Origin of the sequence: Citrobacter sp. ANG330, from assembly GCF_047467925.1 — a bacterium.
Lineage (GTDB): Bacteria > Pseudomonadota > Gammaproteobacteria > Enterobacterales > Enterobacteriaceae > Citrobacter_A > Citrobacter_A amalonaticus_G.
This window is the reverse complement of record NZ_JASJUI010000011.1, coordinates 90,325-103,032: the sequence shown is the minus strand read 5'-3', so window position 1 is coordinate 103,032 and position 12,708 is coordinate 90,325. Positions and strand designations below refer to the sequence as shown.

At 53.7% G+C, this 12,708-nt stretch carries 15 protein-coding genes; 8 read left to right on the top strand and 7 right to left on the bottom strand.

The features are described 5' to 3' along the window. Window positions 1–394 precede the first annotated feature (394 nt). The 7 genes from QNN88_RS19815 to QNN88_RS19785 are packed head-to-tail and all read left to right on the top strand — an operon-like array spanning window position 395 to window position 5,246. Window positions 395–1,375, top strand: a complete 981-nt coding sequence (locus QNN88_RS19815; protein ID WP_414241717.1) for a 6-phosphofructokinase — start codon at window positions 395–397, stop codon at window positions 1,373–1,375. An 11-nt stretch (window positions 1,376–1,386) separates the two neighbouring features. Beyond that, window positions 1,387–1,701, top strand: coding sequence for a PTS sugar transporter subunit IIB (locus tag QNN88_RS19810; protein ID WP_414241716.1), 315 nt, complete (start codon window positions 1,387–1,389; stop codon window positions 1,699–1,701). After that, entirely contained in the window at window positions 1,694–3,061 is a 1,368-nt protein-coding gene (locus QNN88_RS19805; RefSeq protein WP_414241715.1) for a PTS sugar transporter subunit IIC, read from the top strand. The genes QNN88_RS19810 and QNN88_RS19805 overlap by 8 nt, the downstream gene beginning before the upstream one ends. After that, window positions 3,048–3,890 carry a class II fructose-bisphosphate aldolase gene (locus QNN88_RS19800; protein ID WP_414241714.1) on the top strand — a complete coding sequence of 281 codons (843 nt, stop codon included), beginning with the start codon at window positions 3,048–3,050 and terminating at the stop codon, window positions 3,888–3,890. Before QNN88_RS19805 ends, QNN88_RS19800 begins: the two co-directional genes overlap by 14 nt. Before the next feature lie 59 nt (window positions 3,891–3,949). Beyond that, complete coding sequence (locus QNN88_RS19795) at window positions 3,950–4,219, top strand: hypothetical protein (RefSeq protein ID WP_414241713.1); 270 nt, start codon at window positions 3,950–3,952, stop codon at window positions 4,217–4,219. 32 nt (window positions 4,220–4,251) lie between these two features. After that, window positions 4,252–4,689 (top strand): PTS sugar transporter subunit IIA, encoded by a 438-nt coding sequence (locus QNN88_RS19790; RefSeq protein WP_414241712.1) that lies wholly within the window; start codon window positions 4,252–4,254, stop codon window positions 4,687–4,689. Beyond that, window positions 4,686–5,246 (top strand): AAA family ATPase, encoded by a 561-nt coding sequence (locus QNN88_RS19785; protein ID WP_414241711.1) that lies wholly within the window; start codon window positions 4,686–4,688, stop codon window positions 5,244–5,246. The genes QNN88_RS19790 and QNN88_RS19785 overlap by 4 nt, the downstream gene beginning before the upstream one ends. A 32-nt stretch (window positions 5,247–5,278) precedes the next feature. On the opposite strand, the gene QNN88_RS19780 is transcribed toward QNN88_RS19785, so the two are convergent. Together QNN88_RS19780 and QNN88_RS19775 are read right to left on the bottom strand one after the other, a co-directional pair. Further along, a complete protein-coding gene (locus tag QNN88_RS19780; protein ID WP_414241710.1) occupies window positions 5,279–5,602 on the bottom strand; it encodes an AzlD domain-containing protein in 324 nt (107 codons plus the stop codon). Then, entirely contained in the window at window positions 5,602–6,261 is a 660-nt protein-coding gene (locus QNN88_RS19775) for an AzlC family ABC transporter permease (protein ID WP_414241709.1), read from the bottom strand. The genes QNN88_RS19780 and QNN88_RS19775 overlap by 1 nt, the downstream gene beginning before the upstream one ends. Before the next feature lie 95 nt (window positions 6,262–6,356). Here QNN88_RS19775 and QNN88_RS19770 point away from each other — a divergent pair, with 95 nt between their 5' ends. Beyond that, window positions 6,357–6,953: a helix-turn-helix domain-containing protein gene (locus QNN88_RS19770; protein ID WP_414241708.1), complete on the top strand. Its 597-nt coding sequence runs from the start codon at window positions 6,357–6,359 to the stop codon at window positions 6,951–6,953. An 82-nt stretch (window positions 6,954–7,035) separates the two neighbouring features. Here the strand turns inward: QNN88_RS19770 and rhaM are convergent, their stop codons facing one another. The 5 genes from rhaM to rhaB form a co-directional block, all read right to left on the bottom strand. Then, window positions 7,036–7,350 carry an L-rhamnose mutarotase gene (gene rhaM / locus QNN88_RS19765; RefSeq protein WP_414241707.1) on the bottom strand — a complete coding sequence of 105 codons (315 nt, stop codon included), beginning with the start codon at window positions 7,348–7,350 and terminating at the stop codon, window positions 7,036–7,038. Then, window positions 7,347–8,495: a lactaldehyde reductase gene (gene fucO, locus QNN88_RS19760; RefSeq protein WP_414241706.1), complete on the bottom strand. Its 1,149-nt coding sequence runs from the start codon at window positions 8,493–8,495 to the stop codon at window positions 7,347–7,349. Before fucO ends, rhaM begins: the two co-directional genes overlap by 4 nt. 282 nt (window positions 8,496–8,777) lie before the next feature. Next, window positions 8,778–9,605, bottom strand: a complete 828-nt coding sequence (gene rhaD, locus QNN88_RS19755) for a rhamnulose-1-phosphate aldolase (protein ID WP_414241705.1) — start codon at window positions 9,603–9,605, stop codon at window positions 8,778–8,780. A gap of 86 nt (window positions 9,606–9,691) precedes the next feature. Then, window positions 9,692–10,951, bottom strand: coding sequence for an L-rhamnose isomerase (gene rhaA, locus QNN88_RS19750; protein WP_414241704.1), 1,260 nt, complete (start codon window positions 10,949–10,951; stop codon window positions 9,692–9,694). Further along, entirely contained in the window at window positions 10,948–12,417 is a 1,470-nt protein-coding gene (gene rhaB, locus QNN88_RS19745; RefSeq protein WP_414241703.1) for a rhamnulokinase, read from the bottom strand. Before rhaB ends, rhaA begins: the two co-directional genes overlap by 4 nt. Window positions 12,418–12,708: the final 291 nt, after the last annotated feature.

Here is a 12,708-nt window from a genome sequence, read left to right as displayed (position 1 = left end):
TGTGGGCTAAGCATCAACAGGCTTTGTGCGCAAGCCCACAGTTTGCAAAGTGAGGCAGAACGAAATAAGGCGTAAATAAACCTCCCGGTCGCAAAAAAATGCGATATTTCTCACATTTCTCTCTTTTCATAACATCGATGCAGGAAGCGGAAGACAACCGCTTAAAAGAAAAGATTTCTGTGTCAATTAACGCAATGATAATTAACGAAATTAAAAATGGATGCCTCGCGGATGCACCCTCTTAAAATGAGATGTTAGTCACAAAAAACAACCATGTAATCATCCTGTCAATATTCCGCGCTACGGAATTTATCATCATAATGTGATCTTCATTGCAAATAACAGGCTTGAAGTCAGGGAAAAATGTTTCCACGGGTGCTTCGGAGGAAACGCAATGAAAATTGGTATTGTCATTAGTGGTGGCGATGTTTCTGGAATTAATAACTTTATATTCCAGATCGCCAGACTCGCGGATGCAAAAATTACCTTATTCAATGGTGGGATCCCCGGTTTGCTGGAGAAAAATCACCATGACGTGGCGTGGCGTGATTTGGTCGATTTTTCCATTGCAGCGATACCCATTATTACCTCGGGAAGAACAACCCGTAAATTGCAGCGTAGCGAATATGAAACGATCGCCAGAAAACTCAAGTCGCTGCACATTGATGTACTGATTATGGCTGGCGGCGACGGCAGTTTACAGTTTCTCAATACCCTGAGCGAATTTGATATTAATTGTTTTGGTGTGGGCATGACCATCGATAATGATGTTTACGGTAGTCATTATACGATTGGTTTTTCGACTGCCTGCGAACAGATTATTAAGGAGGTTTCTCGTTTACGAAATACGGGCAGAGCCCTACCCGGTCGCGTGTTTATGGTGGAGTTATTGGGTGGCTATTGTGGCGAATTAACCCTGCAATCTGCGATTAAATGCAATGCGGATATCGCCCTGATTCCAGAGTCCCAGATGTCGCTTGAAGCTTTAGCAGAACGGGTAAAGCAAAAACTGGCCACCCAGAACAGCGTGATAATTCTGTGCTCAGAAGGCTACACCAGAGAATATTCCCCCGGTTTTCAGGGGGCGATTGATACCATGATTAAACAACTCGAACCGCGTATCGGCGAGCGAATTCGGAAAACCATTGTCGGTTACGGTTTACGTAATGGCGATCCGACCTGTGAAGAAATTTATCAGGGCACCATTATGGCGAGCGAAGTGGTTCGGTGCATTCAGTCAGGGATGAAAAATAAAGCAATTATTATTAATCAAAGCAATAAACCTATTCCGATTGATCTCGTAAGTATGAAAAAACGTCTGGTCGATACAGAAGGACATCATTACAAACTTGCCAAACAACTCAATATTATTTGAGGAGACCTTACATGCTGAAAATTCTTTGCGTATGTGGCTGCGGCCTCGGTTCAAGTTTTGCTATTGAAATGACGGCGAAAGCGGTTTTAAAGAAACTGGAAATTCCTGCGCATATCGAACATACCACAGTATCCGAAGCAGGCGCGTTTAAATCTGACATGATCCTGACGCAAAAAACCTTTGCTGACATCTTAACGGCGGATGCCAGTGAAGAAGAAATTAAACGGGTTGTGGTACTGAATAAGCTCACGGACAAAGACGAAATTGAAGCTAAGATCGTCGCGTTTTTAAAAGAGCGGAATCTGAAGGTAGCCGATTATGAATAGTATCGTTGAATTCATCGTTAAAGATTTGCTCGGGCAGGCATCGATATTAATTGCTTTTATCGCGATGCTCGGTCTGATCCTGCAAAAGAAATCGCCGGGGAAAACCGCAGAAGGCACGTTTAAAACGCTGCTTGGTTTTTTAATCATGATGGCTGGCATTAATATTATTGTCGCCACGCTGACCTTCCTGAACGATATTTTTACTCAGGGATTTGGCATGAAGGGCTATATTACCGATGTGGCCGCCATTGCCGGGTTAGCGAACCGTGAACTGGGTTCGGAAGTGGCGTTAACGCTCATGGTGATTTTTGCCGTCAATATCATTATTGCGCGCCTGACACCGCTGAAATACATCTTCCTGACCGGACAGGCGTTATTGTGGATGGCGACCATTGGCGCGGTTATTGGCTATAAATCAGGCCTCACCGGACTGCCGCTGATTTTAACCGGTGGGATTTTTGGCGGCGTGATGGCGGTATTGATGCCTGCGCTGGCGCAACCGGTGGTCAGACGCATTACCGGCTCGGATGATGTGGCGCTGGGACATTTCTGCACCATTGGTTATCTGGTCCAGGCCGCAGTGGCTAAAGTGGTAGGCAAAGGGTCTCGCTCCACGGAAGATCTTGAGTTACCTGATAACTTCAAGTTCTTACAGGATACTTATCTCGCCATGGCGGTCGTGATGGTGCCGATGTACCTCATTCCGGCGCTGGCGGCGGGTCCGGAATATATCGCTCAGTTTTCCGGCGGTGTTAACTACCTGATGTTTGCCTTCATGCAGTCCATTCAGTTTGTAGCTGGCGTCTTCGTGCTCTACAGCGGCGTACGCTTATTGCTCAACGAACTGGTTCCGGCGTTTCGCGGTATCGCCATGCGTATCGTCCCGGACGCTAAGCCTGCGCTGGATTGTCCGGTTCTGTTCCCTTATGCACCCAACGCAGTGATTGTCGGATTCCTGGCGACAACCGTCGGTTCCATCATCGGCATGCTGGTCTTCCCGATGTTTGGTCTGGCGATGATTCTACCGGGTCTGCTAACCAACTTCTTCGCCGGGGGGACGGCGGGCGTCTTTGGCAATGCGCTGGGCGGTCGTCGCGGCGCGATGATTGGGGGTGTGGTTCACGGTTTGTTCATCACCTTCCTGCCAGCGATTCTGGTGCCGATGCTGGAAACTTACGGTTTTACCGGCGTCACGTTCAGCGATTCAGACGTTATCAGCTCTGGCCTCGTCCTGGGCCACGCCTTCCAGAATAACTGGCTGTTTGTTGCCTTGTTCATTGTTTTTGTTGCCGCACTGGCGTGGTTCGTCAACGGTAAATCCGCTAAGCCAAAAGGGGAAAATGTTCATGAGTCTTTATAACTTCAACGAGATCCTAAAAATCGGCCAGGAAAGAAATTTCAAAGCGATTGGATCCTTTAATCTGCACTGTATTGAAATGCTGCCCGCGTTTTTTAAAGCGGCGCAAAAAACGAACAGCCCGTTAATGATTCAGATCTCGACCGGGACGGCTGAATATCTGGGCTATCGCCTGTTGGTGGATGCGGTGCGTTCGCTGGCGGAGAGCGAGAATGTCCCGACCTGCCTGCATCTGGATCACTGCTCTGATATCAGCGCCATTGAGACGGCGATGAATGCCGGGTTCTCTTCGGTCATGTATGACGGCTCGCATCTTGAGCTGGATGAAAATATCGGTAATACCCGCATCGTAGTGGAGATGGCGCGACCGCGAAATATTACGGTAGAAGGCGAGCTCGGGGCCATCGGCGGCTCAGAGGATGGTAAAGCGGTGGCGGCAGAAGATATCTGCTTTACGACGGTGGAAGATGCCAGACGCTTCGTTGATGAAACACGAGTCGACATGCTGGCGGTGTCGGTGGGTACGGTACACGGCCTGTATACCGGCAAGGCACAAATTCAACATCAGCGGCTGAAAGAGATCAGCGCCGCGACCGGTGTTCCGCTGGTATTACACGGGGGGACAGGGGTGAGTGACGACGATATGCGCCTGGCCGTCACTGAAGGCATTAATAAAGTGAATGTCGGCACGGAAATGAACGTACAGTGGGTCGACCAGTGTAAAAATACCTTTGAGAAAGGCAAAGTGAATGACAGCGTACGTAAGTTTTTAATTCCGGCAAATAATGCCGTCACCCAGGTATTAATGGAAAAGATCGCGTTATTTAAATAACTCCGTTATTAATGAATGATATTTTGTTGCCCTGTTGTCCATCAGGGCGGGGGATCGCTATGTTTGAATCTTTGAAGTCGCTATGGAAAAAAGAAACACGCCCGCCGGAAGATTATGATGAACAATCTCGTGTTCTGGCGGGAGAAATCGCCAGGCTGGAAGGTGAACTGCAGGGCAATCCGGGTAATGGCGAAATACAGAAGTCATTAATGCTTATCTATAATCGGGCGTTGTCAGTTTATGCCAAAAGCCAAACGCACCGACAGGAAATTGATACGCTTTTTGTGCGTATAGATGAGCTACGTAATGTTATTCGCCGAAATATTTAGAGCCGGATTCGTTAAGCTCTTAGGGAGTCTTCATGACGATAAAAGAATTACTTATCGAGGCCGATGCGATTCAGGTTGGCGTAGCGGAAACTGACTGGCAGAAGGTGATTCAACTGGCGGCCCGTCCATTGGTCGCAAAAGGGTATATTTCAGCGGAATACGGACAGGCGGTGATCGATAATACCCTCAGTCACGGAGCGTATTATGTGTTTGATGAGGGCGTTGCGATCCCCCATGCGCGGCCTGAGTGTGGTGTGAAGCGTAACTGTTTTAGCATGGTATTACTCAATACGCCGATTCAGTTTGCTGACAGTGAAGCCGCCGACATTGTCATTATGTTTGGCGCACAGGACAGTAATGCGCATATCGAAGAGGGCATACGCGCTATTGTCGCGTTACTGGATAACGATGAACGCATGGCGAAGCTGCGGGCGGCAAATTCCCGGGAAGAGGTGGTCGCGCTGCTATGAAAAGACACCTCTCGCCAGACTGTAAAACAGTCATTTTAATCAACGGGGTCCCCGCGTCAGGCAAAAGCACGATTACCCGTCAGCTCTCCGGGACATTCAGTCTGCCGCTGCTGACGATTGATGGGATCAAAGAGCCGTTTATGGCACGCTTTACGGATATCGACCGGCCTTTCAACCGGCAGTTGGGCTGTGCGGCCTATGAGGTGATCTGGTCGATCATTGGCCACTCTCCGGCAAGCGTTGTCTGGCTGGTTGACGCCTGGTTTGGCTTCCAGCCTCGGGAGACATTACAGCAGTTGTTGCAGCAGGCGGGCGTTGAGAAGGTGGTGGAGGTGTGGAACCAGATCACGCCTGAGCTGGCGGTGACGCGTTATGCGACTCGCTTACAGGATCGTAAACCAGGTCATCCCGGTGAGGAGTATTTACCCGAACTGGCGCAACTGGCAGAACACGCTGAGCCAATGCGGCTCGGGCCGGTATTCACGGTTGACCAACAGCAAACGCCGGATATGGACGCCGTTATCGCCTGGATAGGCGAACAGATAGAGAAAACCTGAACGACCCTAACAAAGCGCCCACGGGCGCTTTTTTACTGTATCCCTGTTATTCGCAGCAGCGCGGTTACCACGGCGGCGGCGACGATCACCACAATCAGCGGCATCTTGCGCCAGGCGAGGAAAACCGCGAATGCGACGCCGAGGACGCGTGCCATACCGGCAAAATGTTCTCCTTCGTAGAAGGTCGTGGCCAGGGCGACGGAAAACAGCAGAACCGTGGCGGCATCGGATAACAGCGCCTGAGAGCGCTCCGAAAGCGCCAGGCGGCTGCCGAGTCTGGCGCCGCCGAGGCGCATCAAATAGGTCCCCGCCGATAAAATGGCAATACCGATAATGAAAAGCGTCATGTTGCCCATTATTTTTTCCTCGTCAGTAAGCCCAGCAGGGAGAGCAGAACCGGCAGTCCGACCGGCGCAAAGGGCACGGCGGCGAGCGACACGACGGCGCCGCTCAGGCCACGAACCAGGGTGGTGCGGTTTTTAAACGCCGGGACGACGAGTGCCAGCAGGATTGCCGGGAACACGGCGTCCAGCCCGATGGTTTCCGGAGCAGGCAGCATCTGACCCACGACCGTACCCAGTAACGTTCCCAGCGGCCACAGAATAGCGACGCCGAGGCCGCACAGCCAGTAGGCTGCTTTGCGCTGCTCCGGGGTTTTCTGCGACAGGCCGAATACCACGCTTTCGTCGTTCATAATATGGCAGCCGAAAAAACTCGCCGCACGGGTGCCGACCAGGTCGCGTACCGTCACGCCAAACGGGATATGTCGGGCGTTTACCAGCAAGCCTGCGGCAGCGGCGGCTAACGGATTACCGCCACTGGCGACAATGCCGATAAACATGAATTCGGATGCGCCCGCCAGCACAAAAATAGAGAGGACAAACGGCACCCAGACCGGGAAGCCGTAAGCCATCGCCAGTGAGCCGTAGGACATCCCCACCACGCCCACTGCCAGGCAGACCAGGAAAATTGCTTTGATCGTATCTGCCTTCAGGCAGGAGAAGATGTGCTTCATGATTTAGCCATATCGAACGAATTTCCATTATAATGAACGCAACAAAGATGTTTTACAAGACGAACGATTCGTTCGATATAAAAATGGAGTGGTGTATGACACAACCCATCAGCGTGATTGCTAAAAGTCTGGTTCGTGAACGTCAGCGGACGGGGCTATCTCTGGCAGAAATCGCCAGGCGGGCGGGGATCGCCAAGTCGACGCTCTCTCAACTGGAAGCGGGCAAGGGTAATCCTAGTCTGGAAACCCTCTGGTCGCTCTGTGTGGCGCTGGATATTCCCTTTGCGCAGTTGCTGGAGCCACAGATGCAAAAAACGCAGGTGATCCGCTGCGGTGAGGGCACAAAAGTGGTGGCTGAGCAGGCGCACTATCAGGCGATTTTGCTGGCCGCCTGCCCACCGGGTGCGCGGCGCGATATCTATCTGCTTTTAACCCAGCCCGGCGCAGATCGCATTTCTCAGCCGCATCCGCCGGGATCGATCGAACATATTATTGTGACGAAAGGAAAAGCGCAGGTCGGCCTGACGGAAGCGCCAGAAGTGTTAAGTGAGGGCGACTATATTTGTTATCCCGCCGATCAGGAGCATATTTTTAAAGCGCTGGAAGCGGATACCCAGGCGATTCTGGTGGCCGAACAGGGTTTAGCGACCCTCGAATTCCACCGGTATGGTATAAAATCCCCTCATGAGTGATTACGTTTAACTATTTATTACCTTAATTTTTATTCAAAAAAGCCCGGTTGGAACAGCCCACAGCGGCAACCGGGCTCATCGATTACTCCAGATAAAACACGTTTTTCAGCTCTGCACTCACCGGGCTGTTATCCGGATTCGCGGGCATCACGTCACGCATATATTTCCACCAGCGCTGACAGACGTCAGTACTGGCAACGGCATTCCAGCGTTCTTCGGACTCAATCTCTACAGTCGCAAACAGCAAATTACGCGGCGCATCGAGATAGATCGCGTAATGATGCGCGCCGTGAGCCTTTAGTACGGCTTCCAGTTCCGGCCAGATGGGGTTATGACGACGCTGATACTCATCGTGCGCGCCGGCATTCACCTGCATCACGAACGCTTTGCGGATCATAACGCCTCCAGATACAGTTCGCGCACTTCCTCACGGCTGGCGGTGCGTGGGTTACATGGCGCACACGGATCCGCCAGCGCTTTGTCCAGCCAGCCTTCGATATCCTCTTTGGTGACGCCAAGCTGGCTGAAACCAGCCGGAATACCGACACGTTTGCTTAGCGCGCGGATGGCGTTGATCGCTTCCATACTTGCTGCTTCATCGCTCATACCACGGGTATCGACACCCATCGCCTGCGCGATGCGGGCAAAACGTGCGATCGCGTTCGGGCGGTTAAAGTTTTCAATAATCGGCAACAGGATCGCGTTACAAACGCCGTGCGGCAGGTTATGCGTGGCGCCTGGCTGGTGCGCCAGGGCGTGAACCAGCCCCAGACCGGCGCTGTTAAACGCCATTCCCGCCAGATACTGGCCAAACGCCATTTGCTCGCGCGCTTCCAGGTTGTGGCCATCATCGACCGCTTTTGGCAGCCACAGGGTGATCAGGCGAATCGCTTCCAGCGCATTGGCGTCAGTCAGCGGATGCGCGCCAACGGAAACATACGCTTCCACCGCGTGGGTCAGCGCGTCCATACCGGTTGCTGCCGTCACGGAGGCCGGGATTTCCAGCATCACGCTGGCATCGTCCACGGCGATATCCGGGATAATGTTCGGATCGATGATGACCTCTTTCACCTGGCGTCCGGAGTCGATGATCACGGCATTACTGGTCATCTCGGCAGCGGTCCCGGCAGTGGTGTTAATGGCAACCAGCGGTACGCCTGGGTTTTTCACTTTCCCCACGCCGGAGTAGGCGGTGGAAGGCCCCGGGTTCGCGGTAAGGATTTTCACGGCTTTAGCGGTATCGATCGGGCTGCCGCCGCCAAAGGCGATAAGGTAATCACAGTTCGCTTCCTGATAAGCCGCGTAGCCTTTTTGTACCAGCGCTTCGGTCGGGTTCGGGAACACCTCATCGAACAGGTGGTACGACATTTTGTGCTCATCCAGCGCCGCAAACAGGCTATCGAGCAGGCCCAGCTTAACCAGTTGACCGTCAGTGACGATCAGCGCCTTACCCCATTGCTTATTGGCAACGAGATTCACCATATCGCCAATCGCGCCCGCGCCGTGCAGACTGATTTTCGGAAGTGCCAGCATAAAGCTCATGTTTTTTTCTCCTTAAGATGATGATATTTCCGGCGGCAAAACTCCATGTCGCCGGAGGGATTCTGATGCGTCTTCGTCGCAACAATCGGCGGGTCCTGATCGGCAGTGAGATCACCACGATCAACGCACCGCACAGGCAGCGGACAACGTGACCGATCCCTTCCATCGTACGAATACCCCCAATTAGGGAGATTGCCACAACCTTTCACTCAAAACCGTTAGCCACATCGACATCGGCGACAGCGTTCGCCCCGTCCCAGCGAGCGGGGCGCGATGTTGTTATCAATACAGCTCTAAAGCACTGGCGAGCGGGGTAACACCAAAGCGTTTACCCAGCGCGATCAGTTCTTCACGGCGGATGGTCTGCTTCATTCCGCCCATTGACAGCACTTTGACTAACACTTCGGCGGATTTTTCGGCGGTATCGATTAACCCGAACGCTTCATCCAGCGTCGGGCCACTGCCGAACACGCCGTGGAATGGCCACAGTACCAGCGAATGTTTCTGCATTTCTTGCGCGGTGGCCTGGCCTATCTCGTCGGTTCCCGGCACCATCCACGGCAGAATGCCCACGCCATCCGGGAAGACCACCAGACATTCGGTGCTGCCTTCCCACAGCTTGCGGGTGAAAAGCGCGGTGCTGTTTTCCAGCACATAGGTCAGGGCTATCAGGTTGGTGGCGTGGCAATGCATGATCACGCGATCTTTACCGTGGGTTGTTTTGATGCGTTCACAGTGCGACAGGAAGTGAGCTGGCAGCTCAGAGGTCGGCACCGCGTCGTTCGTCAGTCCCCAGAGAATGTGGTATCCCGCCCCGTCACTGTCTACTTTCACGATGCCTAAATTAGCGGCCGGATCGAGTTGTACGTTACGAAAGAATTTACCCGAACCGGTCACGATAAACGGCGTGTTCGCCAGCAGCGGCATTGGCTGGCTCAGGGCAATGTAGCGCGGCGTTTTATGGAAGTCGGCGCTGAAGGGGGCGATGTCGGCTTCGTCAAGGCGCAGCGTCAGATTGCCGCCGTTGCGCTCGTCCCAGCCTTTCAGCCAGGCGTCGGAGGTGGCTTTAATCATTCCCTGGACAAACCAGGCATCGAGAATATTTTGCATAAAGGGTGTACCTGTTTTATTGAATGCCCGATGGCATTGAGTATTCAGTAGGCCGGATAAGCGCAGCGCCATCCGGCAATAATGGGTTAACCGCGCTGGCTTAAAATCTCTTTCTCGTAGGCGCGAACGCTTTCCAGCCACTGGCTGCCGGCTGGCGTGTCATGACGCTGGCAATACATTTCCCAGACCGCCTGCCACGGCAGCGATTTTTGCTCTTCCAGCAACGCCAGGCGTGCAGTGTAATCGCCGCTGGCTTCAAGCTGGCGCAGGTGTTCAGTCGGTTCCAGCAGGGCACGCAGCAGCGCTTTTTTCATGTTGCGGGTGCCAATAACCCATGCCGCGATGCGGTTGATGGAAGCATCGAAGAAGTCGAGACCGATGTGTACGCGGTCGAACAGGTTGTGACGCACGATTTCGCTGGCAATCGCCTGGGTTTCATCATCCAGCAGCACCACGTGGTCGCTGTCCCAACGCACCGGACGGCTTACGTGCAGCAGCAGACGCGGCACATACAGCATGGCGGCGGAGATTTTGTCGGAGATCACTTCTGTCGGATGGAAGTGGCCCGCATCCAGACATAGCGCGGTCTGACGGCTGGTGGCATAACCCATGTAGAACTCGTTGGAGCCGACGGTGTAGCTTTCCGCGCCGATACCAAAAAGTTTGCTTTCGACGGCATCGATATGGTGCGCCGGGTCCAGCTTTTCGCTGATGACCTCATCCAGCGCGTCCATCAGGCGCTGGCGCGGGGCCAGGCGGTCCACGGTGATATCTTTCATACCGTCGGGGATCCAGATATTCATCACCGACGGCGTGCCCAGTTGTTCGCCAAAGTAGGCGGATACGCGGCGGCTGGCTTTACAGTGATCGATCCAGAACTGACGGATGGTGTCGTCGGCGTGCGCCAGCGTGAAGCCGTCGGCGCTCAGCGGATGCGAGAAGCAGGACGGGTTGAAATCCAGACCAAGCTGATGCGCTTTCGCCCACTCGACCCAGTTTTTAAAGTGTTCCGGTTTGATTTTGTCCCGGGCGACCGGGGTGTCGGATTCCAGGTAAATCGCATGTAGATTCAGGCGTTTTGGACCGGGGATCAGGCTGAGCGCCTGCTCCAGATCGGCGCGTAGCTCATGGGCATTACGTGCTTTACCCGGGTAGTTGCCGGTGGCCTGGATACCGCCGGTGAGCGATCCTTCCGGGTTTTCAAATCCGGCTACGTCGTCGCCCTGCCAGCAGTGCATCGAGACCGGCAGACGATCGAGCTGGCGCAGCGCCTCCTCGACATCAATACCTACTGCGGCGAAGCGGTGTTTCGCCAGTTCCCAGGCTTGTTCCAGTTGAGTGGTCATGCGCAAAGCTCCTTTGTCTGTCGTTTTGAATGAAATTGCGCAACGTAGCGGGCAATTTCACTGTCAGGATTAGGGATAAAAGTCGTCAGGTCGTAGTTGGCGGTGACGACCTGGCGGAAGTCATCGACATTGCTCAGCTCATCCAGCGTCATCAACTGGATACCGATGTTGCCGAGCGTGGAGGCTTCAACAGGGCCGGCCATCACACGAATGCCGCAGGCATCGGCGCAGAGTTGATTCAGTAGGGCGTTCTGACAGCCGCCGCCGACAATGTGCAACTGGCTGAAGGTTTCGCCGCGCAGTGCCGCCAGTTCCTGCAACACATCGGCGTACAGCAGCGCCAGGCTGTCGAAAATACAGCGCGCCAGTTCCGCATCGCTGTTTGGTACCGGCTGGCCGGATTCACGACAGGCGGCCTGAATTTCGGCGCTCATATCGGCAGGATTAATAAAGCGATCGTCATTTGGGTTAATCAGAGAGCGGCAGGCGGGCAGCGCCTCTGTTGCCGCGATCAACGCAGGCAGATTGCGCACCTGACGCTCTTTCAGTACGCGCTGCAGCAGCCAAAGCCCCATGATATTTTTCAGTACCCGATAACGGCCTTCCGCGCCGCCTTCATTGGTAATGTTGGCCGCCAGCGCGGCGTCGTTGGTGTAAGGCGTTCGGCTTTCAAAGCCCATTAACGACCAGGTGCCGGAGGAGAGATACGCGCTGTGTTTGTCGGCCAGCGGCGAGGCGATCACCGCGCTGGCGGTGTCGTGGCTGGCGACCGCGACGACGGGAATGCGATTTTTCTGCGGGCAAATCCAGTAACCAATCACATTACCCGGATGGGTAGGACGACCGAACCACGCTTTGTCTACGCCCGTCCACGCCAGCAATGTGTCATCCCAGTCGTCGCTGTTGATATTGACCAGTTGCGTGGTGGTGGCGTTGGTGTATTCCCAGTTCAGTTCGCCGGTCAGCCGGAAACTAAAGTAATCGGGGATCAGTAGCGCGTGTGCCACCTGAGAAAGCCGTTCCGGCTGCTGCTCGACCAGCGCGCGCAACTGGTAGAGCGTGTTAAACGGCAGGAACTGAATCCCGCTGCGTTGGTAAATGTTGCCTTTACCGAGCTGTTCCTGTGCGCGCTGCATTACGCCTGTGGTGCGGCTGTCACGGTAAGACACGGGTAGCCCGACGCGCTGGCCTTGCTTATCGAGCAGGACATAGTCCACGCCCCAGGTATCAATGCCGATACTGTCGATGCGAATGCCTTCATCGCAGACTTTTTCCAGGCCCAGGCGAATGGCGTCTTCGAGACTGTCGAGATCCCATGTGTCGAAACCGTCCTGATTTTGCAGGCAGTTAACGAAGCGGTGAATTTCACGCAGCGTCAGAGTGCGATGTTCACTGTCATAGCGTGCCAGCATTACCCGTCCGCTGGAGGCGCCAAGATCGACAGCGACACAATGGTGAAAAGTCATAGTGAGGTCCTTCTGAGTTTCATTAGGCCCAGTCTAGAAAACCTCGTAAACGCTCACCTTCTTGTTACTGACAGGCAAAATTGGCCGCTGGCAAGATAGCAAAGATGAACGTGATAACCTTCACAGTTTCCGGTAATTAGCCTGTTCTTCCCGGATGTGACGCCGTCCGCATTTCCGGATCTTTCCCGCCCTTTCTTGAAAAATTGACCGTGTTTGCGCGGTTTCGCGTCAAAAATTTAAGGTGCGGTGGCTAACCCTTAATTACTATTTTGGACATGTTCATTCGCTCAG

Excerpts from the sequence above, each read along its gene's own strand:
- rhaA (WP_414241704.1), bottom strand. The coding sequence starts at position 10,951 with ATGACCACTCAACTGGAACAAGCCTGGGAACTGGCGAAACACCGCTTC.
- rhaM (WP_414241707.1), bottom strand. The coding sequence starts at position 7,350 with ATGATCCGCAAAGCGTTCGTGATGCAGGTGAATGCCGGCGCGCACGAT.
- QNN88_RS19810 (WP_414241716.1), top strand. The coding sequence starts at position 1,387 with ATGCTGAAAATTCTTTGCGTATGTGGCTGCGGCCTCGGTTCAAGTTTT.
- rhaD (WP_414241705.1), bottom strand. The coding sequence starts at position 9,605 with ATGCAAAATATTCTCGATGCCTGGTTTGTCCAGGGAATGATTAAAGCC.
- QNN88_RS19815 (WP_414241717.1), top strand. The coding sequence starts at position 395 with ATGAAAATTGGTATTGTCATTAGTGGTGGCGATGTTTCTGGAATTAAT.
- QNN88_RS19780 (WP_414241710.1), bottom strand. The coding sequence starts at position 5,602 with ATGGGCAACATGACGCTTTTCATTATCGGTATTGCCATTTTATCGGCG.
- QNN88_RS19800 (WP_414241714.1), top strand. The coding sequence starts at position 3,048 with ATGAGTCTTTATAACTTCAACGAGATCCTAAAAATCGGCCAGGAAAGA.
- QNN88_RS19770 (WP_414241708.1), top strand. The coding sequence starts at position 6,357 with ATGACACAACCCATCAGCGTGATTGCTAAAAGTCTGGTTCGTGAACGT.
- rhaB (WP_414241703.1), bottom strand. The coding sequence starts at position 12,417 with ATGACTTTTCACCATTGTGTCGCTGTCGATCTTGGCGCCTCCAGCGGA.
- QNN88_RS19775 (WP_414241709.1), bottom strand. The coding sequence starts at position 6,261 with ATGAAGCACATCTTCTCCTGCCTGAAGGCAGATACGATCAAAGCAATT.
- QNN88_RS19805 (WP_414241715.1), top strand. The coding sequence starts at position 1,694 with ATGAATAGTATCGTTGAATTCATCGTTAAAGATTTGCTCGGGCAGGCA.
- QNN88_RS19795 (WP_414241713.1), top strand. The coding sequence starts at position 3,950 with ATGTTTGAATCTTTGAAGTCGCTATGGAAAAAAGAAACACGCCCGCCG.
- fucO (WP_414241706.1), bottom strand. The coding sequence starts at position 8,495 with ATGAGCTTTATGCTGGCACTTCCGAAAATCAGTCTGCACGGCGCGGGC.
- QNN88_RS19785 (WP_414241711.1), top strand. The coding sequence starts at position 4,686 with ATGAAAAGACACCTCTCGCCAGACTGTAAAACAGTCATTTTAATCAAC.
- QNN88_RS19790 (WP_414241712.1), top strand. The coding sequence starts at position 4,252 with ATGACGATAAAAGAATTACTTATCGAGGCCGATGCGATTCAGGTTGGC.